Here is a 23,735-nt window from a genome sequence, read left to right as displayed (position 1 = left end):
GAGGTTCAGCGGCCTTCGAGTACGCCGGTGGGCAACTGCTCGTCGCCGCGGGCGACCACCTCGCCGTTGCGGTTGACCCAACCGAGATGCCGGGCCGGGTTGCCGGCCACGAGTTGGTACGGCTGCACATCCCGCGTGACGACCGCGCCCGCGGCCACGAGGGCGAACTCCCCGATCTCGGTGCCGCAGACGATCGTGGCGTTGGCGCCGATGGAGGCGCCCGTGCGGACCAGGGTCGGCGTGACCTTCCAGTCCGGGTTCTGGGCGCGCGGGTTGAGGTCGTTGGTGAAGACCGCGCTCGGGCCGACGAACACCTCGTCCTCAAGCGTGACGCCGTGGTAGACCGAGACGTTGTTCTGCACCTTGACGCGGTCGCCGATGGTGACCCCGGCATCGACGAACACGTTGCGGCCGAGCGTGCAGTCGGCGCCGATGCGGGCGGTCGACCGGACATGCGTCAGGTGCCAGATCCGAGTCCCGGCTCCGATCTCGGCCCCGGCTTCCACCTCGGCTGTCGGGTGGACGGAGACGCTCGGCATGTCGGTCACTGCACACCTTCGGGGGGTCTCGGGGCGATCGCGGGACGGGGAGACGATAGCGTGCTCCACCGTGACGACACATGGCGGGTCCGCATCCAAGGGTCAGCGATGAAGGCGGCGGCCTCGGCGACGTTCGCAGGCCTGACACGGCGCAGCGAGGTGCGGTTTCTCATCGTCGGAGGTCTCAGCGCGATCACCGACACCAGCGCGCTCTACCTGTTCCACGGTGTGCTGGGGGTGTGGCTACCGTTCGCCACGGTGCTCGCCTTCGCCGTGGCGTTCGTGGTCAACTTCGGGCTCAACCGCGCATGGTCGTTCGGCTCGACCGGCGACGTCGGCGGTCAGGCCTGGCGGTATCTGCTGCTGGTGATCGTCAACCTGGCTCTCACGGTCGCCCTCGTGCAGGGGTTGACCTGGGCCGGCCTTCCGTACCTGGTCGCGAAGGTGCTCACCACCGGGGGCCTGGCGGTGCTGAATCTCTTCGTCTCCCGCAAGTGGATCTTCACCGACGCTCCGAGCTGACCCGCAGGACTGCCCGCTGGACTCCGGCGGAACGTCAACCGGGGCGACGCGTCGAAACGCATCGCCCCGGTTGAACGTCGGCTCTACAGGTACTGACCCGTGTTGCTGGCGGTCTCGATGGACCGGCCGGCCTCGGCGCCCTTGCCGCCGGAGACGAGCGTGCGGATGTAGACGATCCGCTCACCCTTCTTGCCGGAGATGCGCGCCCAGTCGTCGGGGTTGGTGGTGTTGGGAAGGTCCTCGTTCTCGCGGAACTCGTCGACGCAGGCGTCGAGCAGGTGCTGCAGGCGCAGCCCCTTGCGACCCGAGGTGAGGAACTCCTTGATGGCCATCTTCTTGCTCCGGTCGACGATGTTCTGGATCATCGCGCCGGAGTTGAAGTCCTTGAAGTAGAGGACTTCCTTGTCACCGTTGGCGTAGGTGACCTCGAGGAAACGGTTCTCCTCGGTTTCCGAGTACATCCGCAGCACCACGGCGTCGATCATCGCCGCGACGGTGGCCTGGGGGTCGGCGCCGTGTTCGGCCAGGTCGTCCGGGTGCAGGGGCAGCCCGGAGAGGATGTACTTGGAGAAGATGTCCTTGGCCGCCTCGGCGTCCGGTCGCTCGATCTTGATCTTCACATCGAGACGACCGGGGCGCAGGATCGCCGGGTCGATCATGTCTTCCCGGTTGGAGGCGCCGATGACGATGACGTTCTCCAGCCCCTCAACGCCGTCGATCTCGCTGAGCAGCTGCGGAACGATGGTGTTCTCCACGTCGGAGGAGACACCGGAACCGCGGGTCCGGAAGATCGAGTCCATCTCGTCGAAGAACACGATCACCGGCGTGCCCTCGCCGGCCTTCTCCCGGGCGCGCTGGAAGATCAGCCGGATGTGCCGCTCGGTCTCACCGACGTACTTGTTGAGCAGCTCCGGACCCTTGATGTTGAGGAAGAAGCTGGTGTGCTTCTCCTTGCCCTGCCGCTCGGCGATCTTCTTGGCCAGCGAGTTGGCCACCGCCTTGGCGATGAGCGTCTTGCCACAGCCGGGTGGGCCGTAGAGCAGGATGCCCTTGGGCGGGCGGAGCTGGTGCTCACGGAACAGGTCCGCGTGCAGGAACGGCAACTCCACCGCGTCGCGGATCTGCTCGATCTGCGACTGGAGGCCACCGATGTCGCCGTAGTCGACGTCGGGCACCTCCTCCAGGACCAGCTCCTCGACCTCGCTCTTCGGGATCCGCTCGTACGCGTACGCCGAGCGGGGCTCGATCATGAGCGAGTCGCCGGCCCGGATCGCCGAGCCGATGAGCGTCTCGGCGAGGTGCACGATGCGCTCCTCGTCGGAGTGGGAGACCACCAGCGCCCGGTCGCCCGGCCCGCCGTTCGGTCCCTCCAGGATCTCCTTGAGCATCACCACTTCGCCAACCCGCTCGTAACCGAACGCGTCGACGATGTTGAGCGCGTCGTTGAGCAGGACCTCCTGGCCGCGCCGCAGGTCACCCACGTCGAGCGAGGGCGAGACCGCGACCCGCAGTTTGCGGCCACCGGTGAAGACATCCACCGAGCCGTCCTCGTGCTTGGCCAGGAAGACTCCGTAACCGCTCGGCGGTTGCGCGAGCCGGTCGATCTCCTCCTTGAGCGTCACGATCTGCGTGCGAGCTTCCTTGAGGGTGCTCACCAGCCGGTCGTTGTTCTCTGTCAGCCGCGCCAACTGTGCCTGGGTGGCCGCCAGCCGCTCTTCGAGCTGCCGGACGTGTCGGGGGCTTTCGGTCAACTTGCGCCGCACCAGGGCGAGTTCCTCTTGCAGGAACGCGACCTGCGTGGAGAGATCGTGGGCTTCCTTCTCCCACCGTGCGGCGCGCGAGTCCGCGTCGTCGCTACGTGCTGCCACGTCCCACCTCCCCGGGGGGCTTGAACGTTCTGCCCTAACACTAGCCGCTATGAGGCCGATTCGGTCCCACGCAACACCCTCGTCACCGAACCTTGATCGCCAAGGGTGGCCTGACGGGCCGTTACCGGCGTTCAGGTACCGTCGGAGCGTGGCACGGGAGAACATGGGGGGTGCACAGGTGGCCGAGGTCGCGACCGACGAACTGCAGGTCTGGGTCGACCAGGACCTCTGCACGGGCGACGGGCTCTGCGTGCAGTACGCGCCGGAGGTGTTCGAGTTCGACATCGACGGTCTGGCCTACGTCAAGGGCGTCGACGGTGAGCTGCGGATGGCACCGGGCAGCCGGGTCGACGTCCCCGCGCACCTGCGACTCGAGGTGATCGACTCCGCGAAGGAGTGCCCGGGCGACTGCATCCACGTGGTGCGCGGCGACGGCGTCGAGGTCGCCGGCCCGGACGCCGAGGAAGACTGACCCACCGGCCGGGCCGCGAAGGCCCGGCCGGGTCCAGAACGGGGTACGCCTCAGAGCATCGGACGGCCGACCACCGAGGCGACCAACCGCGCGAACTCCTCCAACCGGGCGATCTGCCCGGCCCCGCCGTCGTCGAGGGTCTTGCCGAAGCGCAACGCGTCGTGCCGGGGTGTGCCGGCCATCTCCTCGCTCGGCGGCGCCTCGTCCAACGAGGTGAGCAGCAGGTAGACGTCGATGCTGTCGACCCGGATCTCGCCGCTCTCGGCGCGGTTGAGCCGCCGCCGGCAGCCCACCTCGGTGACGGTGGAGACCGGCACCACCCGCAGCGACGAGGTCATCGAGCCCGGCGGGCCCTCCTCCGGCGGTACGTCCTCGCCGTGCCAGAGGATGAGCCGGCTGCCGTCGCAGACCACGACCTCCTGCCACACCCCGTTGACCTCGTTGACGAAGCGTTCCAGGGTGAAGCCGAGCACCGACGCGCCGCGCAGCACGCCGCCGAGCGCCTCCAGGGCGACGTCCGGGTCGCGCAGGTAGGCCCGCGCCGCCGACTCCAGGTCCTGGTAGGGCGACCAGTCGGGAAAGACCGCGGGGAGGTCTCCACCGCCGTAGCCCGGTCGGCTCATGCCAGCGTCTCCCCCTGCTCGGCGCTGCCGACACCCAGCTCGATGGTCACGGCCTGTCCATCTCCCCCGCACCGTTGGACTGCGCGCCTGCGGCCTGCGCGGCGGCGGCCTGTCGGGCCGCCTCCGCCTCCCGCAGGTCCTGGCGGCGCTGCGCGTACGCCTCGGTGCCCTTGCTGGGCTTGCGCCGGCGCGGCGGCGCGGTGACCCCCGGGGCCAGCTTGCGCGCGGACACCAGGAAGGCGGTGTGCGCGATCATCCGGTGGTCCGGACGGACGGCGAGGCCCTCGGCGTGCCAGTCGCGCACCAGGGACTCCCAGGCCCGCGGCTCGGTCCAGCCGCCGCGCTCGCGCAGCGCCTCCACCAGCTCGGAGAGCTGCGGTGTGGTGGCGACGTAGCCGATGAACACCCCACCGGGCACCAGCGCCCGCTCGACCATGTCGAGGGTCTCCCAGGGGGTCAGCATGTCCAGGATGATCCGGTCGAAGCCGGTCTCCCGGCACTGCGCGACGTCGCCGACGTGCAGGTTCCACGAGGGGTGCGGCCCGTTGAAGAACGCCTCGACGTTGCGCTTGGCGATCTGGGCGAAGTCGTCGCGCAGTTCGAACGAGTGCAGCTCGCCCTCGGTGCCGACGGCGCGCAGCAGGGAGCAGCTCAGCGCGCCGGAGCCGGCGCCGGCCTCGAGGACCTTCGCGCCGGGGAAGATGTCGCCCATCGCCACGATCTGCGCGGAGTCCTTGGGGTAGATCACCTGGGCGCCGCGCGGCATGGACAGCACGTAGTCCGACAGGAGGGGCCGCAGGGCCAGGAACGCGGTGCCGCCGCCGGCGGTGGTCACCACGCTGCCGTCGGGGAGCCCGATCAGCGCGTCGTGCGCCAGGATGCCGCGGTGGGTGTGGAACTCCTTGCCGGGCTCCAGCGTCACGGTGTGCATCCGCCCCTTGGGGTCGGTCAGCTGGACCCGGTCGCCGGGCCGGAACGGCCCGCGGTGCACGGGTGTCAGCGCCGGGTTGGCGGGGTCGGCGGCGACGGTGGAGGGAGTTGCGGTCACGGTGTCATCTTCCGGTTGGGTTCGAGGAGCTGTGCCAGGTCCGCGATGTGCAGAATGCCGACGACATCTTCGCCTGACGTCACCACGTACTGTGCGCCCGGGTAGGTCTGTACGGCCTCCATCACCCGCTCGCCGTCCCACCCGACCGACAACGTGGGAAGGGTGCCCAGCGACCGGGCGACGGCGTCCACCGCCAGCCACGGTCGGCGCTCGACGGGCACCGCGTCGGCGGCGGCCGGGTCGACGAGCGCCACCGGTCGACCGGTGGAGTCGGTGACCAGCAGCGCGGCGTCGGGCTGCCCGCTCTCGGCGCGTCGGCGCTGGGCCTCGGCCAGCGGCGTGCCGGTGGCCACCGGCCAGACCGGACGGGCCAGCCGGGCGAGGTCGATCAGCGGGAACCGGCGGCTGACCCGGGCGGCCCGGATCGACTGGCCGGCGCCACGCCAGAGGGTGACGGCGACCAGCAGCATCAGCGGCAGCGCCAGCGGCGCCAGCCTTCGCTCGACGGTGAGCACCAGGACCAGGGCCGCGGTGCCGACGGCGACGACCCGGCCGGCCCACCCGGCTACCTCGGTGCCGAGGTGCCGGTCGCGGGTCAGCCCCCACACGGCGGCGCGCAGCGCCCGGCCGCCGTCGAGCGGCAACCCGGGCAGGCTGTTGAACAGCGCCACGATGACGTTGCTGACCGCGAGCTGGAAGGCGAGCTGGTGCGCCACGGTCCCCTCGGGCAGGGCGAGCGTGGCGGCGACCGCCAGGGCACCGAGCACCGCGGAGACCGCCGGGCCGGCCAGCGAGACCATCAGGTCGACGCGGGGCGACGGGGCGTCCCGGTCCATCTCGGTGTACCCGCCGAGCAGCTCCAGGGTGATCCCGCGCACACCGATGCCGTACCGCCGGGCGGTGAGGGCGTGGCCCAGCTCGTGCAGCAGCACCGAGCCGAGCAGCGACACGACGAACCCGAACCCGATCAGGTAGCCGCTGAGCTGCGGCAGGTCCAGTTGTCGGCGGGCGAACTCGCCGTACAGCACCGCGATGAGCACCGCGAGCAGGACCATGGAGCCGTTGAGGTGCAGCGGCACCCCGAACACCTTGCCGACGTTCAGGCCGAGGCGTCGGTCCGGTCGGCGCGGCGGTCTGGTTGTCTGCTCCATCGCCACGATGCTACGGACCGTCGCTGTGTGGGGCGGGCGGCGGTCGGTGTCACACCGGTGCCCTAACCTTTGCCGACATGACGGCGGAATCGGTCACCACCTCCCAGCCCTCCCCCGCGGCGCAGGCGCCGCCGACGGTGCGGGCCTCGCTGTCCCCGTCGCGGGCGGCAGATTTCAAGACCTGCCCGCTGCTCTACCGGTTCCGCAGCATCGACCGGCTGCCCGAGCGCACCACCATCGAGCAGGCCCGGGGCACGTTGGTGCACGCGGTGCTGGAGCGCCTGTTCGACCTGCCGGCCACCGGCCGCACGCCGGAGGCGGCCGGCGACCTGGTGGCCCCGCAGTGGGACCGGCTGGTCACCGAGCAGCCCGAGCTGGCCGGGATCTTCGACGGCGCGGAGCCGGCCGGCCCGGTGGAGTTCCTCCGCTCCGCCGCCGGGCTGTTGCAGGGTTACTTCGCGGTGGAGGATCCGACCCGGTTGGAGCCGGCCGAACGCGAGAGCCTGATCTCCGCGGTCGTCGACGAGGAGCTGCTGATCCGGGGCTATCTCGACCGGCTCGACGTCGCTCCGGACGGCGCGCTGCGGGTGGTCGACTACAAGACCGGGGGCGCTCCGCGGGAGGCGTTCGAGGCGCGGGCGCTGTTCCAGCTGAAGTTCTACGCCCTGGTGCTGTGGCGCACCCGGGGGGTCGTGCCCCGGGTGCTGCGGCTGCTCTACCTGCGTGACGCCGAGGTGTTGGACTACACCCCGGACGCCGACGAGCTGGTCCGCTTCGAGCGCACCGTGGTGGCGCTGTGGCGGGCGATCGAGCAGGCCACCGCCCGACAGGATTTCCGGCCCCGACCGAGCCGGCTCTGCGACTGGTGCAGCCACCAGGCGCTCTGTCCCAGCTTCGGCGGCACCCCGCCGCCGTTCCCGGTCGCCGCGGCGAGCGCCGACCCGCTGCGCGACTCCCGGTCGACCCCGGTGGCGCCGGGCGCCGACGAGTGACGGCCTCCTGAGCGACGCGTACGCCCGGCGCGGCGATTCAGGCCACCGGGATCGCCTGCCGCACGCCGACGCCGAAGACCCGACCGCAGCGGTGCCGCCTCGGTCGGGACAGGGCGACCGGCCGGCCTCTACGGTGATCCGCGACGCACCGGCTCCGGTACGCGAGGATGACCGGTGCGCGCCACGACGTCGGCGGGACGGGAGACGAGATGAGCGATCAGGCGCCCTCGGCGCGGCCGGTGCGGATCCTGCTCGCCGACGACCAGCCGCTGCTGCGGACCGGGTTCCGGATGGTGCTGGGCGCCGAGAGCGACCTGGACGTGGTGGCGGAGGCCGGTGACGGCGTGGAGGCGGTGGAGTTGTCCCGCCGGCTGCTGCCCGACGTCGTACTGATGGACATCCGGATGCCCCGGATGGACGGGGTGGCGGCGACCCGGGCCATCGTCGACGCCCGACTGCCGGTACGGGTGCTGGTGCTCACCACCTTCGACCTGGACGAGTATGTGGTGGGCGCGTTGCGGGCCGGCGCGAGCGGGTTCCTGGCCAAGGACGTGCCGGCCGAGGATCTGATCGCGGCGATCCGCACGGTTGCCGGCGGGGACGCGGTGGTGACACCTCGGATCCTGCGACGACTGCTGGACCGCTTCGCCGAACTGCTGCCCGACCCGGCGGCGACGCCGTCGGCGGCGCTCAACGCGCTCACCGACCGGGAGCGCGAGGTGCTCGTGCAGGTCGCCCGGGGGCTGTCCAACGCCGAGATCGCGACGGCCCTGTCAGTGAGCGAAACCACCATCAAGACGCACGTCGGGCATGTGCTGACCAAGCTGCGGCTGCGCGACCGGGTGCAGGCGGTGGTGCTGGCGTACGAGTCGGGTCTGGTCCGCCCCCGGGCGTAGTTCCGCCGGCCCGGGTACCTCACCCGGCGTACTCGAAGATCCCTCCGTGGGGGGACGGCTGCCGTTGCCGTCGTCACCTACCGTGACCGGAGATGGCTCGGTTCGGTTGACCCTCCTGTGGCGTCAGGTGCAAGTGTCGGTGCGGCCCGCCCGCCGTCGTGGGGAAAAACGGTCGACCGGCCGTCGACTCAGGGGCAACCCTGATGCGGCATGGGGGTGCACCCGCAGCGGGAAATCCGCGCCGGGTCCCCCCAGGGTCGGACGGGGTGGGCGTACCCAGCACCGATGATTGAACAGTCGCGCCGGACCATCGGGGGGCGGCGTGCATTTTCGGACAGACGGAAGAGGTAGATGACGTGACCGCGACGGTAGGCCAGCAGGCGCAGGCCGCGGCCCGGGCGAACGACGTGTGGAAGGTGTACGGCAGCGGCGAGGCTCAGGTCGTCGCGCTGCGGGGGGTCAGCGCGGAGTTCGAACGTGGCCGCTTCACCGCGATCATGGGCCCGTCGGGTTCCGGTAAGTCGACGCTGATGCACTGCCTGGCCGGCCTGGACTCGGTGACCCGGGGAACGGTGTCGATCGGTGAGACGACGGTCACGGGCCTGGGCGACGCGGGGCTGACGAAGCTGCGCCGCGACAAGGTGGGCTTCATCTTCCAGCAGTTCAACCTGCTGCCGACGCTGACGGCCAAGGAGAACATCCTGCTGCCGCTGTCGATCGCCGGGCGCAAGCCGGACCCGGCCTGGTACGACACGGTGATCGAGACGGTGGGTCTGAAGGACCGGCTGGACCACCGGCCGGCGCAGCTCTCCGGTGGGCAGCAGCAGCGGGTGGCGTGCGCCCGGGCGCTGGTCTCCCGCCCCGAGGTGATCTTCGCGGACGAGCCGACCGGCAACCTGGACTCGCGCTCCGGCGCGGAGGTGCTCAACTTCCTGCGTAACTCGGTTCGGGAGCACGGCCAGACCATCGTGATGGTCACCCACGACCCGACGGCCGCCGCGTACGCCGACCGGGTGGTCTTCCTCGCCGACGGCGAGATCGTCTCGGAGCTGATCGAGCCGACCGCCGAGACGGTGCTGGACACCATGAAGAAGCTGGACACTGCGGCCGAGGTGGGCAACTGATGTTCCGCGCGACGCTGAAGAGTCTGCTGGCCCGCAAGGTCCGGCTGATCCTGTCCGGCCTGGCGGTGGTGCTCGGGGTGATGTTCGTCTCCGGCGCGTTCGTGCTCACCGACACGCTGGGTCGCTCCTTCGACTCGGTGTTCGCCGACGGTTTCTCCGAGATCGACGTGAACGTCGCGGCGAAGCCGAAGGTGCAGGTCAACGAGATGGAGGGCGAGCAGACCGTCGCCCCGCTGCCGGCCGCCCTGGTGGACCGGGTGAAGCAGGTGCCGGGGGCGGCCTCGGCGACCGGTGTGGTCAACGCCGACGGCGCCCGGGTGATCGGCAGCAACGGCAAGGTCGTCACCTCGTTCGGCCCGCCGCAGTTGGGTGAGAACTGGACCGGCGAGAGCGAGCTGCTGAAGCTGCGTGAGGGGCGCGCGCCGCAGGCCGAGGACGAGATCGTCATCAACAAGGCGTTGGCCACGGCCGCGAAGGTGCAGGTCGGCCAGAAGGTCGGCGTGCTGACCGCGTTCGAGTCGAAGAAGCGGGATTTCACCCTGGTCGGCGTCTTCGGTTACAGCGGTGACCGGGACTCGATCGGCGGGGTCAACGAGGTCTTCTTCACCACGCCGGTGGCGCAGCGGCTGATGCTGGGCGAGCCGGACGTGTTCAGCAGCATCACCGTGCAGGCCGCCGACGGGGTCTCGGACGAGAAGCTGCGCGACGACGTGGCCCGCACCCTGGGTGCGGACTTCGAGGTGAAGACCGGCGAGCAGGTGGCCGCGGACGCCTCGGCCAGTCTGAAGGAGGGCCTGTCCTTCTTCAACAAGATCCTGCTCGGCTTCGCCGCGGTGGCGCTGCTGGTGGGCACCTTCCTGATCCTCAACACCTTCTCGATCATCGTGGCGCAGCGGACCCGGGAGTTGGCGCTGATGCGCGCCATCGGGGCCAGTGGCCGGCAGATCATCGGTTCGGTGGTGCTGGAGGCCATCGCGGTGGGCTTGATCGCGTCGGTGCTCGGCCTCGCCGCCGGTATCGGGGTGGGCGCGCTGCTGGCGTTCCTGTTCGGCAAGCTCGCCGGTGGGCTCACCCTGGCCGGCATCGGCGTGCCGGCGGCTGCGGTGATCGGTTCGTTCGGCGTCGGTCTGGTGATCACCGTGGTGGCGGCACTGCTGCCGGCGCTGCGGGCGTCCCGGATCCCGCCGATCGCGGCCATGCAGGACGTGGCCACCCCGGACCGGCCGTTGACCAAGATCACCGTGGCCGGGTCGCTGGTCACCGGTATCGGCGCGGTGCTGCTGTTCCTCGGGCTCAGTGGCAACGCCGGTGGTCAGACGCTGTCGACCATCCTCGGTGGGGTGCTGTTCGCCTTCATCGGGGTGGCGCTGCTGACTCCGCTGATCAGCCGGCCGGTGGTGAGCCTGCTCGGGGCGATCTTCTCCTGGTCGGTGCCGGGCAAGCTGGGCCGGCTCAACTCGGGGCGCAACCCTCGTCGTACGGCGATCACGGCCGCCGCGCTGATGGTCGGCATCGCGCTGGTCACCGGCGTCACGGTCATCCTCGACTCGGCCAAGGGCAGCATCAGCGCGCTCGCCCAGGACACCATCAAGGCCGAGCTGGTGATCGCCGGCCAGCAGGGCGGCCCGCGTCCGCCGACCTTCGACCCTGGTGTGCTGGACCAGGCCAAGTCCCTGCCCGGTGTGCGGTTGGTCGACGGCGAGTACGGCGACATGGCACGCATCGACGGCGAGGGCACCTGGGTCGCGGCGAGCAGCGACATCGCGTCGCTGCGGCAGATCTTCGGCGCGAAGCCCACCGCCGGTGACATCGACCGGCTCGGGCCGACCCAGATGCTCGCCAGCTCGGACACGGCCACGTCGCGTGGCTGGTCGGTGGGCTCCACTGTCAACGTGCAGCTGACCCGGGGCGAGGCACGCACCTACACGATCAGCGGCATCTACGAGTCGTCGCAGCTGACCAACCCGGTGACGCTGCCGGTGACCGCGGCGAAGGACTTCGCCATCCCGCAGCCCATCCAGGGCTTCATCCAGCTGGACCCGGGCACCCGGGTGTCCGACGTCCAGCCGCAGGTGGAGGCGTTGCTCGCGGACAGCCCCGAGGTGTCGGTGGCCGACCGGGACGCGTTCATCAAGCAGCAGACCAGTTCGCTCGACGGTCTGCTCACGATGATCCAGATCCTGCTCGCGTTGGCCATCGTGATCGCCGTGCTGGGCATCATCAACACCCTGGCCCTGTCGGTGCTGGAGCGGACCCGCGAGTTGGGTCTGCTGCGGGCGATCGGCCTGCGCCGGTCCCAGACCATGGGCATGATCACCGTGGAGGCGGTGGTGATCTCGGTGTTCGGCGCGCTGCTCGGCGTGGTGGTGGGCACCGGCCTCGGCGCCGCGGTGGTCGAGGCACTCAAGGACGAGGGCATCACCGACCTGATCCTGCCGTGGGGGCAGATGGGTGTCTTCCTCGGTCTCGCCGCCATCATCGGCGTGGTGGCCGCGGTGCTCCCCGCCGTCCGGGCGGCCCGGATCAACGTCCTGGGCGCCATCGCCCACGACTGATCGGCACTACCGAGGCCCCCGGTCGCCATCCGCGCGACCGGGGGCCTCGGCCTTCCCCATTCCCCCTCGACCACCCGTACGCGACTGCCAGGCTGGTGCTGCCGGCAGGGCGCCGGCCCGCCCCGCGAGCGGGCGGCCGGAGAACCGGGGCCGGTGACATGACCGATCAGGACGCGTACCAGCGGGCACTCGACAACGCCGAGCGGCTGCTCGGGCAGCCGTTGGTCCTGCCGCTCGGCGAGGGTGAGCCGTCGGTGGGAAACGACTTCCGTCGTCTCGCCACCGTGCAGACCTTCGGCGCGGCCTGGCCCCGGGAAGGCCTGGACCTGCGCAGCCGGTGCCTGGTCTCGGTGGCGATCGCCGCCGCCCTCGGCACCCACGAGCCGCTGCGCGGGCAGCTGCGCATCGCGCTGACCTCGGGCGTGACCAGGGAGGAGATCGTCGAGTTGTTCATCCACCTGGCCGCGTACGCCGGGGCCGCGCGGGCGTTCGACAGCTACCAGGTGGTCGCGGCGGTCTTCGCCGAGCGCCAGTGAACGAGGCCGGTCGCGACAGCCGAGCGCCGTCGGCAGCGCCGGGCGGGTCAGCCGGTCGTCGCGGCCCGATCGGTCAGCAGGGCCGCGAGCAGCGCCAGGTCCACGCCGGTCAGGCTCTCCACCTGGTGTACGCCGACAGTGCTCGGCAACGCCACCTCCGCCGGTACGGCCAGGACCGCCGCGCCCGAGGCGAGCGCGCTGGCCACCCCGGTCGGTGAGTCCTCGATCGCCACACAACGCTCGATCGGCGCACCCAGCAGCCGGGCGGCGGTCAGGTACGGCTCGGGGTGCGGCTTGGCCGCCACCACCTCGTCGCCGGCGACCACAGTGTCGAAGTTGTCCCGACCGAGGGTGTCCAGGGCGATCTCGACCAGCGCCCGAGGGCTGGAGGTGACCAGCGCGGTGGGGATGCCCGCCGCGCGGACCGCGCGCAACAGGTCGAACGCGCCCGGCCGCCAGCGCAGACCGGTGCGGAACAGCTCCAGGATCCGGGCGTTGATCCACGCCGCGCTGATCTCCGGATCCCGTTCGGGCTGCCCCAGGTCGTCGTGCAGGATGCGCATCGACTCGGCCATGGCGGTGCCGATGATCGACTGGCGGGCGTCGACGGAGAGTTCCCCGCCGTACTCCTTCGCGAGTTCCTGCAACGCGACGTCCCACAGCTTCTCGCTGTCGACCAACGTGCCGTCCATGTCGAAGAGCACAGCGGCGGGGTGATGGCTGCTCAGCGGAACCTCCAGGGTCGTGACCGACACCGGCGATCCTGCCAGCACCCCCCGGGGCCGGTGGCGGCAACGGGCGTCAGGGTGATCCGGGCAACCCCGTTCAGCCCAGGTCGCACTCCTTCAGGGAACCCTCGTAACCCCGGAAGAACATGTCGGTGCGCTGCTCGGCGGTGCCGTGCGCCCCTTCCGCGAACCACGGCTGGTCCGGGTCGTCGCCGACCGCCGCCACCCCCTCCCGGAACTCGTCCAGGTCGCCCTCGGCGAGGGTCAGGGCCTCCGAGCGCACCGAGTCGCCGAGGTACGCCCCGGCCATGCAGTCGGCCTGCAACTCCTGCTGGATGGTGAAGCTGTAGTTGATGCCGAGCCGCACCTGGATGGCGTGCGCGTACTCGTGCCCGAGCAGGTAGAACACGAACGCGTCGCCGACCTGGCGGAACGCCGCCACCGACCAGGTGACGTCGTAGGCGATGAAGTCGCCCTGCGAGCAGTAGACGGCGTTGTTGCGGGGCAGCGCCTGGCCGCCGCAGGACACCTCGCCGTCGCGCTGGTACGGGATGATCCGCCGGATCGGTCGGAACCGCTGCCCGGATTCCTTGAACTGGGCCGCCCAGTACCGCTCGGCGACGTCCTGCGCGTCGGCGACGTCCTGCTCGAACTCGGCGACGCTGGTGGTGCTGTCGGCCCGGGTGGTGCTCGGCCCCGGTGAGGCTGCCGGCGGGTTCGCCCCGGGGCGCTCGGCCTCCGGCTCGGCCAGCCCGCCGCCGGCGCAGGCGAGGGAGACCAGGGCGGCGATCAGCAGACCCGCCACCGGGCCCCGCGCGTCGCGTCCGAACCGTGCCCCCACTGTGCCTCCCCAGACATCGGTGCTCAGGCTGGTAGTACCCCGACGACAGGACCGAAACGCCCGTCACCGGTTTCACGCAGGGCACGGCCGGACGGTTCACGCGCCCTGGACCCGGATGGGCTGCGGGTCAACCACCGGCTGCGCCGCTCGTACGGCCAGTAGGGTCGCTCAACTGCCCGACTCCCGACCGCGCTGCCACGTGTCACCCTGGTCACCGTGCCGCTCGGCCTCGTACCGCTGCTGCCGGGCCCGAGCGTCCCGTCCGGCCCGAGGTTCGTCGCCCCCAACCTCACCGCCCCGCCCTCGCCGCACCACGACGCCAAACGCCACCCCCGCCACGACGACGAAAACCCCCACCACGACCCACACCATCGTCATCCCGCCAACCTAGACCCCACCCACCACCCCTGAGCCCCGGTGGTGATCATGGGGTTGGCGTCATCCCACTCGGCGTGTCGTGACGCTAACTTCATGATCACCGGTTCTGGTGGGGGCAGACCCGGGGGCGGTGGGGTGTCCGGGTGGAGGTTTGGGGTTCGACGTTTCCTGTGCGGGCGCCGGGGTGGTGTCCTCGCAGGAGGAGGGGAAGAACCGTGAAGTACATGATTTTGCTCTACGGGTCGCAGCAGGACTACGACGTGCTGTCCGGGCGGGCTTCCGACCGGCCGGCGATGTCGGCCGAGCAGATCGCGGCGATGCACCAGCACATGGAAACCTTCCACCAGGCGCTGGCCGAGTCCGGGGAGTTGGTTGACGCCCGGGGCCTGAGCGAGCCGGTGCACGCCCGCCGGGTGCAGGTACGCGAGGGGGCACCCGTGATCACCGACGGCCCGTACCCGGAGACGCAGGAGGTCCTCGCCGGTTACACCATCGTGGAGTGCGCCAGCTTCGACCGGGCCACCCAGATCGCCGCCGGCCTGGTCGACCCGGACGCCCCCGGTGGGTACGTGGACGTGCGGCCGGTGCTCGACGGTGTCGAGGACCTGGCCGGCTGACCCGGTGTCGGAGACTCCCGCCGAGGACCTGCTGCGCGAGCTGGCGCCGCAGGTCCTCGGCGCGCTGGTCCGCCGCTACGGGCACTTCGACACGGCCGAGGACGCGGTGCAGGAGGCGCTGATCGCGGCGGCGCACGGTTGGCCGCGCGACGGCGTACCGGAGAATCCCCGTGGCTGGCTGATCACCGTGGCGTCCCGTCGGCTGACCGACCTGCTGCGTCGCGAGCAGGCCCGGATGCGACGGGAGGACACGGTGGCCCGGTGGGTGCTGCAGGAGCAGTGGCACGCCCCCGCCGCCGACCGTCCGCCGGCGGACGCCGACGACACGCTCATCCTGTTGTTCCTGTGCTGCCACCCGGCGCTGTCGGCGGCGTCGCAGATCGCGCTCACCCTGCGGGCGGTGGGCGGGCTGAGCACCGCCGAGGTGGCGCGCGCGTTCCTGGTGCCGGAGGCGACGATGACCCGGCGGATCAGTCGGGGCAAGCAGCGGATCCGTGACAGTGGGCTGCGGTTCGCGCCGCCCACCGGCCCGGAGCGCGCCGACCGGCTCGCCGCCGTGCTGCACGTGCTCTACCTGATCTTCACGGAGGGGTACGCCCGCACCGCCGGGCCCGGGCTGCTGCGCGCCGACCTGACCGCCGAGGCGATCCGGCTGACCCGGCTGGTGCGCCGGCTGGTGCCCGAGGACCCCGAGGTCACCGGGCTGCTCGCATTGATGCTGCTCACCGACGCCCGCGCTTCGGCGCGGATCGGCCCGCACGGTGAGCTGGTGCCGATGGCCGAGCAGGACCGCTCCCGGTGGCGGGCCGACCAGATCGCCGAGGGGGTCGAGCTGATCACCGGGGCGCTACCGCGCGGGGTGGTCGGTGCGTACCAGCTCCAGGCGGCCATCGCGGCCGTGCACGACGAGGCGCCCAGCGCGGCGGCCACCGACTGGGCGCAGATCACCTCCCTGTACGAGGTGCTCCTCAGGATGTCGGACAACCCGGTGGTGGCGCTCAACCACGCGGTGGCGGTGGCCATGAGCCGAGGCGCGCCGGCCGGGTTGGCGTTGCTCGCCGACCTGGCCGACGACCCCCGTCTCGCCGACGACCCGCGACTGCCGGCCGCCCGCGCCCACCTGTGGGAGATGGAGGGTGAGCGGCTCGCGGCGCGGGAGGCGTACCGGATGGCGGCGGCGCGCTCGACGAACCTGGCGCAGCAGCGCTACCTCAACGCCCGCGCGGACCGCCTCGCGGGCGGCAGCGTGTGACGGTCAGGGACTCGCGGCAAGGAAGACGAAGGCGGCCATCAACACCAGGTGTACGCCACCCTGCAGCACGTTGGCCCGGCCCGGCACGACGGTCAGCACCGCGGTCACGGCGGTCAGCGCGAGCAGCGTGAGCTGGGTGCCGCCGAGGCCGAGCAGCAGCGGGCCGTCCAGCCAGATCGAGGCGATCGCGATGGCCGGGATGGTCAGGCCGATGCTGGCCATCGCGGAGCCGAGCGCGAGGTTCAGGCTGGTCTGGACCCGGTCTCGGCGGGCGGCGCGGGCGGCGGCCAGGGTCTCCGGCAGCAGCACCAGCAGGGCGATGATCACGCCGACGAACGCGTGCGGCAGGTTCGCCGCCGCGACCCCGGCCTCGATGGTCGGGGAGACCGTCTTCGCGTCGCCGACCACCGCGACCAGCGCCACCAGCAACAGACCCAGGCTGACCATCGCCGCGCGGGTCGTGGGCGGCTTGGCGTGCTCCTCCGTCTCGATGACCTTGCCCCGGCTGTCGACCGGCAGGAAGTAGTCGCGGTGCCGGCCGGTCTGCACGAGCACGAACAGCCCGTACAGGGCCAGCGACGCGACGGCGGCGAAGACGAGTTGGGCCGGGCTGAACTCCGGGCCGGGGCGGGCCGTGGTGAAGCTGGGGATGACCAGGCTCAGGGTGGCCAGGGTGATCACGGTGGCCAGCGCACCGCCGGTGCCCTCCGGGTTGAACACGGCCACTCGGCGGCGCAGCGCCCCGAGCAGCAGGGACAGGCCGAGTATCCCGTTACAGGTGATCATGACTGCGGCGAAGACGGTGTCGCGGGCCAGCGACTGGGTCTTCTCCGGCCCGCTGATCATGAGCGTGACGATCAGGGCCACCTCGATCACGGTGACCGCGACGGCGAGCACCAGGGACCCGTACGGCTCCCCCACCCGGTGGGCGACCACCTCCGCGTGGTGCACGGCCGCGAGCACCGCGCCGCCCAGCAGCACCGCGACGACCACGATGACCGGCCCAGGCAGGCTCCGCCCCCAGGTGACCATCAATATCAGGACGGCGAGCACGGGTACGACAAACGTCCAGTCGGTCAGGCGGGAGCGAAGGAGGGCGGGCATGCCTTACAGAGTGCCAGGTCAAGTGATCATGTGCCCACCATCGACGCCGCGAAATGCGGTCGCTCGTGGCGTTCACCACGCTAATCCGTAACCGATAGGTTACGCTTTCCAGGTGAACGAGGTGGCCACCGCGATCGCGGACCCGGTACGACGGCACATCCTGACCCTGCTGCGCGACGAGCCGTTGTCCGCGGGCGACATCGCCCAGCGATTCGTGATCAGCCGACCCGCGATCAGCCGCCACCTGCGGCTGCTGCGCGAGAGCGGACTGGTGCACGACGAGATGGTCGGCCGACAGCGGATCTACCGATTCGATCCGCGCCCGCTCGCCCCGCTGGTCGACTGGCTCGCCGCGCTCGCGGCCACCGACCGGTGGGAGCGGCACCTCGACGCGTTGGAGACCGAGGTCTATCGCACCCGCCGAGAGCGCCGCAGTCGTGGCCCGGCGGAGCACCGAAGGGAGCACACGGCATGACCCGTACACCCGCCGGACGCCTGTTTCGCACCGACACCGGCCACGATCTCGTCCTCACCCGGACCTTCCGCGCCTCGGCGGCGGACGTCTGGGCCAGCCTGACCGAGTCGGAGCGCACGGCCCGCTGGTTCGGCCCCTGGAAGGGCGACGCCGCGCCCGGACGGACCATCCAGGTCCAGATGGCGTACGAGGAGCAGCAGCCCTGGTGTGACGTGCGCATCGACGCGTGCGAGCCAGAGCGACGCCTCGCCGTGTCGATGATCGACAGCTACGGAACCTGGCTGCTGGAGATGGTGCTGACCGAGACCGACGGCAGCACCGAACTGCGGTTCGTCCAGCACCTCACCAGCGTGGAGGGCATCGCCGAGGTCGGCGCCGGCTGGGAGTACTACCTGGACATGCTGGTCGCCTCCCGGGACGGCTCACCCCTCCCCCAGTTCGACGACTACCACCCCACGATGCAGCCCTACTACCAGGCGCTGGCCGCCGAGCCGTCCGCCCCGCACGCCTAACCGTCGATCTCCTGGCGCAGCTTGCCGAACTCGGCGGTCAACGCCGGCAGCGGGAAGTGCGCGTTCAGGCCACTGGGGTTGGGCAGCACCCACAGCCGGGCCGGGCCCAGCCGGTCCGGCTGCGGACCCAGCCCGGCCCGGGGCCGGACGAAGGCGATCCGGTACGCGGTCACCCCGAGGATGGCCACCCACCGCGGCCGGTACCGCTGCGCCTTCACCGCCAACCCCGTCACGCCGGCCACCAGCTCCGCCGACGTCAGTTCGTCGGCGCGGGCGGTGGCCCGGTTGCTCAGGCTGGTGATGCCCAGGCCCTGGCGCAGCAACTCGTCGTGTTCCCACGGGCGCAGCTCCCGGTCGGTGAAGCCGCCGCCGTGCAGGGCCGGCCAGAACCGGCTGCCCTTGCGGGCGAAGGGCAGCCCCACCGCGGCCGAGTAGAGACCCGGGTTGAAGCCGCAGAACAGCACCCGCAGGCCGGGGCCGATCACGTCGTCAAGGCCCCGGCCGGCCGCCGCCGCCACCTCCTGCGGGGTCGGCCGCCGAAACGGCCCGGACCGCTGCGCGTCCACCCCACCGATCCTGCCGTACGCGCGGGCACCGGGCACGACGCACGCCGACGATCACCACGTGGCACCCTCAACGGATGCAGTCAGCCGACCACCTCGCCGCAAGCCGCTACGCCCGGATGCGCTGGAACACGCCGCTGGCACCGGAGCACGCGGCGTTACTGCTGCAACGACTCGACGTCCGCCCTGGCGCGCGCGTACTCGATCTCGGCTGCGGTTGGGGTGAGCTGCTGCTGCGCGCGGTCGCCGCGGGGGGCGTGTCCGGCCCGGTCGCGACGCGGGGCGTCGGCGTCGACACCGACGGCGACGCCCTGGAGCGGGGACGGCGACTGGCCGCGGACCGATCGCTGAACCGACACGTCACCTTCGTGATGGGAGAGGCGGCGGCCTGGCAGGAGCCGGCCGACCTCGTCCTCTCCATCGGATCGGCGCACGCCTTCGGCGGCACCCGGGCCGCGCTCGACGCGCTCGCCGCCGTGGTCCGACCCGGTGGCCGGCTCCTGTTCGGTGACGCGTACTGGGAGCGCCCTCCGACACCGGAGGTCGAGCAGATCTTCGGCTCGGACGTGGTGACCCTCCCGGGGCTGGTCGAGGCCGCCCGGGAACGGGGCTGGCGGGTGCTGCACCTGAGCACCGCCGACCAACGGGAGTGGGACGACTTCGAGTCCACCTGGGTGGCGGGCCGCCAGGAGTGGCTGCTCAGCTATCCGGAGGACCCCCGGGCGGCCGGCGTCCGCGCGGAACTCGACGACCGGTTGCGTCAGTACGTCGGCGGCTACCGGGGCGTCCTCGGCCTCGCCTACCTCGTCCTCGGTCGCTGACGGCCCCGGTCACGTCGGGACCGAACGGCGCGCCCCAGATCGACGGGCCACCCGGTACGCCGACCGCTGGTCGTGACCACGGTCGCCGTTGACGCCGGTGGCTACGCTGCGGCCTTACGCAGCGGGCCGTCGTGCGGTGTCGGAGAGCGAGGCTGACATGTCGGACACCCGGAGGTCCCTCGACTCTCGTCCCGCCCTGCACTGGCGAATCCTCATCGTGTTCGCCGGCACCGTGCTTGTGTGGCTGTTCCTTTACCACGGCGCGCTGCTCGGCCGTGACTACGACCGCCCGACCCATGTGGCCAGGGCCATCCTCACGACGGTGCTCGTCGTCCCCCTGGTGGTGGCCGCCCGCCGCCTGCTCGACCGTCGCCCCTGGACCGGCCTCGGGCTACCCTCAGTGCGCTTCGGCTGGCGACGACTGCTGCTCGGCATGGCCTGCTGGCTCATCCCCGCCGCCGTGGGGTTCGCGCTCTGCCTCGGCTTCGGTTGGGTGGAGATCCGCCTGCGCACCTCCGTGGCGGACGCCCTGGGCGTGGCGGCGCTGCTGCTCGTCCTCGTGTTCCTGTACGAGGCGCTGCCGGAGGAGATCGTCTTCCGCGGCTACCTCCAGCACAACCTCGGCACCCGGTTGCCGGCCTGGCAGGCCGTCCTCGGACAGTCCGTGTTGTTCACCCTGTTCGGGTTTCTCGTCGGCGCCGCCGCCTCCCTCGACAGGCTGCTGCTGTTTTTCGTCTTCGCTCTGCTCCTGGGTGGCTTCCGTGTCGCCACCGGCGACATCTGGGCCGGCATCGGCTTCCACGTGGCCTTCCAGACCGTCGCCCAACTGTTCGGCGACGTGGGCGACGTCTTCGACGTGACCGGATCGGACGTCCTGGGACTCGTCGCCATGGGTGCCATACCGTTCGCATTTGGCTGGACAGCCATGCAACGGCTGCACCGCAACCGCCTGGGCTGGCAGGCCCGAGACCCGGAGCCGATCGGCTGACGAGCACACGAGCGGTTATGGCGTTCGCACGACGTCACCGGCGTCGGCTCGCCGGGGTGGGTGACCGGGCTGTGCCCGCGGAGCCCGTACGCGTTGGCGGGGCCATCCGCCCGGGCGCTGCGTCGGCGGGTGGGTGCCCTGGTCGCCGGTGCGGGGCCTGCGCAGCACGAGGCAGACGACGGCGAGCAGCACGGCCGCGACGATGCCGTCGAGCCAGTAGTGGTTGCCCGTGGTCACGACAACCAGCAGGGTGGCGAGCGGGTGCGCCAGCCACAACCACCGCAGGCGCCCGCCGGTCACCGTGATGAGCGCGACGGCGACGGCGAGAGCCCAGCCGACGTGCAGCGAGGGCATGGCGGCGTACTGGTTGCTCAACGCGTCCGTGTCGGGTGGCCCGTAGACGGCGGGCCCGTAGCGGCTGCCCGTGTCCACCATGCCGGTCAGGGCGGTCAGTCGCGGCGGTGCCAGCGGAACCAGGAAGTGCAGCGCCAGTGCGGCCGCGGTGAGCCCGGCGAGCATGCGACGCGTCCAGAGATACCGCACGGGGTGTCGCACGTACAGCCAGATCAGACAGATGACCGTGGCGGGGAAGTGCACGTACGCGTAGTAGCCGTTGGCCAGGTGCACCAACAGCTCGTGGGAGAGCACGGGACGTTGGAAGGCGGCCTCGTTGGGCAGGTGGAACAGGCGCTCCACCCGCCAGATCCATTCCCCGTTTCCCACAGCGGTCGACCCCCGGTCGGCCCCCGCCACCCGAGCCGCCTTGTAGGTGAGAAACAGTGCGGCGACGAGCCCCAGCTCACGTGCGGCCCGGCGCAGCGCGGCGGCTCGCCGGGCGGGTGCCACCGGCCGCGCCGCTGGCAGCTCCGCGGTATCCACAGACCCCTCGATTCGGTGACGTTCGCTCGTACCGGCCCTGGCCGGACAGACCGGGGCCGCCGCCGTCTTCCGACGGCGGCGGCCCCGGGTCGGACTGCCCGACGTCAGCGTCGGGGGGTCGGTCCGTCCTGCGTGGTGTCGACGCGCACCTGGTCGAAGGCGGGAGCGCCGTCGATCGCGTCGGCGGCGACGGCCGTCGACGTGGCGGCGTCCGGCAGGTCGAGGCTGGTCCGCAGGGTGACCGGCTTGAGCAGGAGCGCGGCGATGATGCCGACGACCCCGATGGCGGCGGAGATGAGGAAGATGTGTCCGGTGGCGTCGCCGTACGCGGCCCGGACGATGACCTGGACCTGCTCAGGCAGCGCGGTGATGTTGAGGTTGCTGCCGCCCGCGCTGCCGGAGGTGGGGATCCCGGCGGCGGTGAGGTCGTGGGTGATCTGGTCGCTGACCCGGCGGGCGAGGACCGCGCCGAGCACGGAGACGCCGATGGTGCCCCCGAGCGACCGGAAGAACGCGACGCTGGAACTGGCCGCGCCGATGTCCTTGAGCGACACCGTGTTCTGGACGGCGAGAACGAGGTTCTGCATGGTCATGCCGACGCCGACGCCGACGATGAACATGGCGGCGCCGACCAGGACGAGCGACGTCTCGTGGTCGATGGTGCCGAGCAGGGCGAACCCGGCGACGAGGAGGATCGAGCCGGCGACGATGTAGGGCTTGATCTTTCCGCTCTTGGTGATCAGCCGGCCGGCGACGATCGAGGAACCGAGGACGCCGGCCATCATCGGGATGGTGAGCAGGCCAGCCTCGGTCGGGCTGTAGCCGCGGCCGATCTGGAAGTACTGGCCGAGGAAGACGGCACCGCCGAACATGGCCATGCCGACCGCGAGGCTGCCGAGGATGGCCAGCGCTGTGGTGTGCTGACGCACGATGCTGAGCGGGACGACCGGCTCGGCGGCGCGCGACTCGACCCAGACCGCCAGGGCGAGCAGGACAAGCGAACCGCCCACCATGGCCGCCGTCTGCCAGGAGGCCCAGGCGAACGAGCTGTCGACGAAGGAGATCCAGATCAGCAGCACGCTGACGCCGGCGGCGATCAGGCTGGCACCCAGATAGTCGATCTTGACATTCTCGCGCCGTGCGGTCGGCAGGCGCAGGGTGGCCTGGAGCAGGATCAGCGCGATGGCGGCTACCGGCACGCCGACGAAGAAGCACCAGCGCCAGCCGAGCCAGGACGTGTCGACGATGAGGCCGCCGAGCAGCGGGCCGCCGACCGTCGCGACCGCCATGACACCACCGAGGTAGCCGTTGTAGCGGCCCCGCTCGCGCGGCGGGATCATGGCCGCGATCGCCACCTGGACGAGGGCCTGCAGGCCGCCGACCCCGATGCCCTGGAACGCGCGGGCGGCGATGAGCTGGCCGGCGCTCTGCGAGAAGCCCGCGATGACCGAGCCCACCAGGAAGACCACGATGGCGACCTGGATCAGGGTCTTCTTGTTGAACAGGTCGGCCAGCTTGCCCCAGATCGGGGTGGTCGCCGTCGCGGTGAGCAGGGTCGCGGTGACCACCCAGGTGTACTGGGTCTGCGAGCCGTTCAGCGATCCGATGATCTTCGGCAGCGCGGTCGAGACGACCGTGCTGCTCAACATCGCGACGAAGAGCACCAGCAGCAGGCCACTGAGCGCTTCCAGTGTGCGCCGATGGGTCATCGGCTCAGCGCCGGCCGTGATGGTGGGTGCGCTCATCGCGCGGCCTCCAGGTTGTCGTTGTCGTTGTTTCCGAGGGCGACCTCGATGTCACCGGTGAACCGGCCGAGGGCGGCAGTGAGCGCCGCCACCTCGTCGGGAGTCCAGTCAACGAGCGCTCGTTCGAGCACCTCGCCGTACCAGCGGTGACTGTCGGCCAGGGCGGCGCGGCCGGCCGGGGTGACCGCCAGGAAGGTCGCCCGCTTGTCGGTCGGGTCCGGCTGCCGCTCCACCAGGCCGTGCGCGACGAGCGCCGCGACCGAGCGGCTGACTGTCGACGCGTCCAGCCGGGTCTGGTGAGCCAGGTCACGGGCGTGGCAGTCGCTGGAGAGCTGATCGATCTGCACGAGCATGCCGAGCATTCCCGGCGGAATCGCCGGACGTTCGTCAGCCCGGCGTTGCCTCAGCAGTCGAACGCTTCTGACCAGGTCGTACAGGCGAAGGCCGAGTTCACGGGCGCCGCTTTCCACGTCTGCTCCCACACGAGAGTTGGTTGCCTCAAGCAA

At 71.3% G+C, this 23,735-nt stretch carries 26 protein-coding genes; 13 read left to right on the top strand and 13 right to left on the bottom strand.

What is annotated here, in order from left to right:
- Positions 1–5: 5 nt before the first annotated feature.
- Positions 6–539: an acyltransferase gene (locus tag GA0070561_RS30925; RefSeq protein ID WP_091408899.1), complete on the bottom strand. Its 534-nt coding sequence runs from the start codon at positions 537–539 to the stop codon at positions 6–8.
- A 108-nt stretch (positions 540–647) separates the two neighbouring features.
- Here GA0070561_RS30925 and GA0070561_RS30920 point away from each other — a divergent pair, with 108 nt between their 5' ends.
- Positions 648–1,061: a GtrA family protein gene (locus GA0070561_RS30920; protein ID WP_167362541.1), complete on the top strand. Its 414-nt coding sequence runs from the start codon at positions 648–650 to the stop codon at positions 1,059–1,061.
- Between the two features lie 83 nt (positions 1,062–1,144).
- Here the strand turns inward: GA0070561_RS30920 and arc are convergent, their stop codons facing one another.
- Positions 1,145–2,929: a proteasome ATPase gene (gene arc, locus GA0070561_RS30915; protein WP_091408629.1), complete on the bottom strand. Its 1,785-nt coding sequence runs from the start codon at positions 2,927–2,929 to the stop codon at positions 1,145–1,147.
- 178 nt (positions 2,930–3,107) lie between these two features.
- Between arc and GA0070561_RS30910 the strand changes: the two genes are divergently transcribed.
- Complete coding sequence (locus tag GA0070561_RS30910; protein WP_091408893.1) at positions 3,108–3,401, top strand: ferredoxin; 294 nt, start codon at positions 3,108–3,110, stop codon at positions 3,399–3,401.
- Positions 3,402–3,451: 50 nt separating this feature from the next.
- Here GA0070561_RS30910 and GA0070561_RS30905 read toward each other — a convergent pair whose 3' ends face one another.
- The 3 genes from GA0070561_RS30905 to GA0070561_RS30895 are packed head-to-tail and all read right to left on the bottom strand — an operon-like array spanning position 3,452 to position 6,160.
- Positions 3,452–4,024, bottom strand: coding sequence for a hypothetical protein (locus GA0070561_RS30905; RefSeq protein WP_091408625.1), 573 nt, complete (start codon positions 4,022–4,024; stop codon positions 3,452–3,454).
- Between the two features lie 46 nt (positions 4,025–4,070).
- A complete protein-coding gene (locus GA0070561_RS30900) occupies positions 4,071–5,072 on the bottom strand; it encodes a tRNA (adenine-N1)-methyltransferase (RefSeq protein WP_373861552.1) in 1,002 nt (333 codons plus the stop codon).
- On the bottom strand, positions 5,069–6,160 hold the full coding sequence (locus tag GA0070561_RS30895; RefSeq protein WP_373861750.1) for a M50 family metallopeptidase: 1,092 nt from the start codon (positions 6,158–6,160) through the stop codon (positions 5,069–5,071). The genes GA0070561_RS30900 and GA0070561_RS30895 overlap by 4 nt, the downstream gene beginning before the upstream one ends.
- 140 nt (positions 6,161–6,300) lie before the next feature.
- On the opposite strand from GA0070561_RS30895, the gene GA0070561_RS30890 reads away from it, so the two are divergent.
- The 5 genes from GA0070561_RS30890 (at position 6,301) to GA0070561_RS30870 (ending at position 12,326) form a co-directional block, all read left to right on the top strand.
- Positions 6,301–7,215 carry a RecB family exonuclease gene (locus GA0070561_RS30890; protein WP_091408618.1) on the top strand — a complete coding sequence of 305 codons (915 nt, stop codon included), beginning with the start codon at positions 6,301–6,303 and terminating at the stop codon, positions 7,213–7,215.
- 209 nt (positions 7,216–7,424) lie between these two features.
- Positions 7,425–8,111: a response regulator gene (locus GA0070561_RS30885; protein ID WP_091408886.1), complete on the top strand. Its 687-nt coding sequence runs from the start codon at positions 7,425–7,427 to the stop codon at positions 8,109–8,111.
- 356 nt (positions 8,112–8,467) lie between these two features.
- Positions 8,468–9,235, top strand: a complete 768-nt coding sequence (locus tag GA0070561_RS30880; protein WP_091408615.1) for an ABC transporter ATP-binding protein — start codon at positions 8,468–8,470, stop codon at positions 9,233–9,235.
- Entirely contained in the window at positions 9,235–11,790 is a 2,556-nt protein-coding gene (locus tag GA0070561_RS30875; protein ID WP_091408611.1) for an ABC transporter permease, read from the top strand. The genes GA0070561_RS30880 and GA0070561_RS30875 overlap by 1 nt, the downstream gene beginning before the upstream one ends.
- A 158-nt stretch (positions 11,791–11,948) precedes the next feature.
- On the top strand, positions 11,949–12,326 hold the full coding sequence (locus GA0070561_RS30870) for a carboxymuconolactone decarboxylase family protein (protein ID WP_091408607.1): 378 nt from the start codon (positions 11,949–11,951) through the stop codon (positions 12,324–12,326).
- Between the two features lie 47 nt (positions 12,327–12,373).
- Here the strand turns inward: GA0070561_RS30870 and GA0070561_RS30865 are convergent, their stop codons facing one another.
- From GA0070561_RS30865 to GA0070561_RS30855, 3 genes are all read right to left on the bottom strand, one after another.
- Positions 12,374–13,030 carry an HAD family hydrolase gene (locus GA0070561_RS30865; RefSeq protein ID WP_091408883.1) on the bottom strand — a complete coding sequence of 219 codons (657 nt, stop codon included), beginning with the start codon at positions 13,028–13,030 and terminating at the stop codon, positions 12,374–12,376.
- Positions 13,031–13,151: 121 nt separating this feature from the next.
- A complete protein-coding gene (locus GA0070561_RS30860) occupies positions 13,152–13,895 on the bottom strand; it encodes a neutral zinc metallopeptidase (RefSeq protein ID WP_091408603.1) in 744 nt (247 codons plus the stop codon).
- 168 nt (positions 13,896–14,063) lie between these two features.
- On the bottom strand, positions 14,064–14,273 hold the full coding sequence (locus GA0070561_RS30855; RefSeq protein WP_091408599.1) for a hypothetical protein: 210 nt from the start codon (positions 14,271–14,273) through the stop codon (positions 14,064–14,066).
- A 224-nt stretch (positions 14,274–14,497) separates the two neighbouring features.
- On the opposite strand from GA0070561_RS30855, the gene GA0070561_RS30850 reads away from it, so the two are divergent.
- Together GA0070561_RS30850 and GA0070561_RS30845 are read left to right on the top strand one after the other, a co-directional pair.
- Entirely contained in the window at positions 14,498–14,890 is a 393-nt protein-coding gene (locus tag GA0070561_RS30850; RefSeq protein WP_244166514.1) for a YciI family protein, read from the top strand.
- 4 nt (positions 14,891–14,894) lie between these two features.
- Positions 14,895–16,142: an RNA polymerase sigma factor gene (locus GA0070561_RS30845; protein ID WP_091408580.1), complete on the top strand. Its 1,248-nt coding sequence runs from the start codon at positions 14,895–14,897 to the stop codon at positions 16,140–16,142.
- Positions 16,143–16,145: 3 nt separating this feature from the next.
- Here the strand turns inward: GA0070561_RS30845 and GA0070561_RS30840 are convergent, their stop codons facing one another.
- The gene (locus GA0070561_RS30840; RefSeq protein WP_091408577.1) at positions 16,146–17,246 is read right to left on the bottom strand and encodes a calcium:cation antiporter; all 1,101 of its coding nucleotides are present in this window, start codon (positions 17,244–17,246) and stop codon (positions 16,146–16,148) included.
- Between the two features lie 112 nt (positions 17,247–17,358).
- Between GA0070561_RS30840 and GA0070561_RS30835 the strand changes: the two genes are divergently transcribed.
- Both GA0070561_RS30835 and GA0070561_RS30830 read left to right on the top strand, forming a co-directional pair.
- Positions 17,359–17,721: a metalloregulator ArsR/SmtB family transcription factor gene (locus GA0070561_RS30835; RefSeq protein ID WP_167362540.1), complete on the top strand. Its 363-nt coding sequence runs from the start codon at positions 17,359–17,361 to the stop codon at positions 17,719–17,721.
- Positions 17,718–18,233, top strand: a complete 516-nt coding sequence (locus GA0070561_RS30830; protein ID WP_091408570.1) for an SRPBCC family protein — start codon at positions 17,718–17,720, stop codon at positions 18,231–18,233. Before GA0070561_RS30835 ends, GA0070561_RS30830 begins: the two co-directional genes overlap by 4 nt.
- Here GA0070561_RS30830 and mug read toward each other — a convergent pair.
- The gene (gene mug, locus GA0070561_RS30825; protein WP_091408880.1) at positions 18,230–18,799 is read right to left on the bottom strand and encodes a G/U mismatch-specific DNA glycosylase; all 570 of its coding nucleotides are present in this window, start codon (positions 18,797–18,799) and stop codon (positions 18,230–18,232) included. The two genes, GA0070561_RS30830 and mug, sit on opposite strands and share 4 nt — an antisense overlap.
- Before the next feature lie 74 nt (positions 18,800–18,873).
- Between mug and GA0070561_RS30820 the strand changes: the two genes are divergently transcribed.
- Entirely contained in the window at positions 18,874–19,617 is a 744-nt protein-coding gene (locus GA0070561_RS30820) for an SAM-dependent methyltransferase (protein WP_091408565.1), read from the top strand.
- Positions 19,618–19,774: 157 nt separating this feature from the next.
- Entirely contained in the window at positions 19,775–20,605 is an 831-nt protein-coding gene (locus GA0070561_RS30815) for a CPBP family intramembrane glutamic endopeptidase (protein WP_091408561.1), read from the top strand.
- Positions 20,606–20,620: 15 nt separating this feature from the next.
- Here the strand turns inward: GA0070561_RS30815 and GA0070561_RS30810 are convergent, their stop codons facing one another.
- The 3 genes from GA0070561_RS30810 to GA0070561_RS33990 form a co-directional block, all read right to left on the bottom strand.
- On the bottom strand, positions 20,621–21,484 hold the full coding sequence (locus GA0070561_RS30810; protein ID WP_244166506.1) for a phosphatase PAP2 family protein: 864 nt from the start codon (positions 21,482–21,484) through the stop codon (positions 20,621–20,623).
- Positions 21,485–21,588: 104 nt separating this feature from the next.
- Positions 21,589–23,229 carry an MDR family MFS transporter gene (locus GA0070561_RS30805; RefSeq protein WP_091408557.1) on the bottom strand — a complete coding sequence of 547 codons (1,641 nt, stop codon included), beginning with the start codon at positions 23,227–23,229 and terminating at the stop codon, positions 21,589–21,591.
- Positions 23,226–23,699: a MarR family winged helix-turn-helix transcriptional regulator gene (locus GA0070561_RS33990; RefSeq protein ID WP_244166505.1), complete on the bottom strand. Its 474-nt coding sequence runs from the start codon at positions 23,697–23,699 to the stop codon at positions 23,226–23,228. Before GA0070561_RS33990 ends, GA0070561_RS30805 begins: the two co-directional genes overlap by 4 nt.
- Positions 23,700–23,735: the final 36 nt, after the last annotated feature.

This window comes from Micromonospora saelicesensis, from assembly GCF_900091575.1.
Taxonomy (GTDB): Bacteria; Actinomycetota; Actinomycetes; order Mycobacteriales; family Micromonosporaceae; genus Micromonospora; species Micromonospora saelicesensis.
Note: the sequence above shows the minus strand (reverse complement) of the source record. Positions and strands in the feature narration are given on the sequence as shown.

What these genes read in the sequence shown, in the direction of transcription:
- GA0070561_RS30850 (WP_244166514.1), top strand. Translation starts at nt 14,498, where the DNA reads ATGATTTTGCTCTACGGGTCGCAGCAGGACTACGACGTGCTGTCCGGG.
- GA0070561_RS30885 (WP_091408886.1), top strand. Translation starts at nt 7,425, where the DNA reads ATGAGCGATCAGGCGCCCTCGGCGCGGCCGGTGCGGATCCTGCTCGCC.
- GA0070561_RS30870 (WP_091408607.1), top strand. Translation starts at nt 11,949, where the DNA reads ATGACCGATCAGGACGCGTACCAGCGGGCACTCGACAACGCCGAGCGG.
- GA0070561_RS30855 (WP_091408599.1), bottom strand. Translation starts at nt 14,273, where the DNA reads ATGACGATGGTGTGGGTCGTGGTGGGGGTTTTCGTCGTCGTGGCGGGG.
- GA0070561_RS30805 (WP_091408557.1), bottom strand. Translation starts at nt 23,229, where the DNA reads ATGAGCGCACCCACCATCACGGCCGGCGCTGAGCCGATGACCCATCGG.
- GA0070561_RS30840 (WP_091408577.1), bottom strand. Translation starts at nt 17,246, where the DNA reads ATGCCCGCCCTCCTTCGCTCCCGCCTGACCGACTGGACGTTTGTCGTA.
- GA0070561_RS30830 (WP_091408570.1), top strand. Translation starts at nt 17,718, where the DNA reads ATGACCCGTACACCCGCCGGACGCCTGTTTCGCACCGACACCGGCCAC.
- GA0070561_RS30905 (WP_091408625.1), bottom strand. Translation starts at nt 4,024, where the DNA reads ATGAGCCGACCGGGCTACGGCGGTGGAGACCTCCCCGCGGTCTTTCCC.
- GA0070561_RS30815 (WP_091408561.1), top strand. Translation starts at nt 19,775, where the DNA reads ATGTCGGACACCCGGAGGTCCCTCGACTCTCGTCCCGCCCTGCACTGG.
- GA0070561_RS30925 (WP_091408899.1), bottom strand. Translation starts at nt 539, where the DNA reads ATGCCGAGCGTCTCCGTCCACCCGACAGCCGAGGTGGAAGCCGGGGCC.
- GA0070561_RS30820 (WP_091408565.1), top strand. Translation starts at nt 18,874, where the DNA reads ATGCAGTCAGCCGACCACCTCGCCGCAAGCCGCTACGCCCGGATGCGC.
- GA0070561_RS30890 (WP_091408618.1), top strand. Translation starts at nt 6,301, where the DNA reads ATGACGGCGGAATCGGTCACCACCTCCCAGCCCTCCCCCGCGGCGCAG.
- GA0070561_RS30875 (WP_091408611.1), top strand. Translation starts at nt 9,235, where the DNA reads ATGTTCCGCGCGACGCTGAAGAGTCTGCTGGCCCGCAAGGTCCGGCTG.
- GA0070561_RS30920 (WP_167362541.1), top strand. Translation starts at nt 648, where the DNA reads ATGAAGGCGGCGGCCTCGGCGACGTTCGCAGGCCTGACACGGCGCAGC.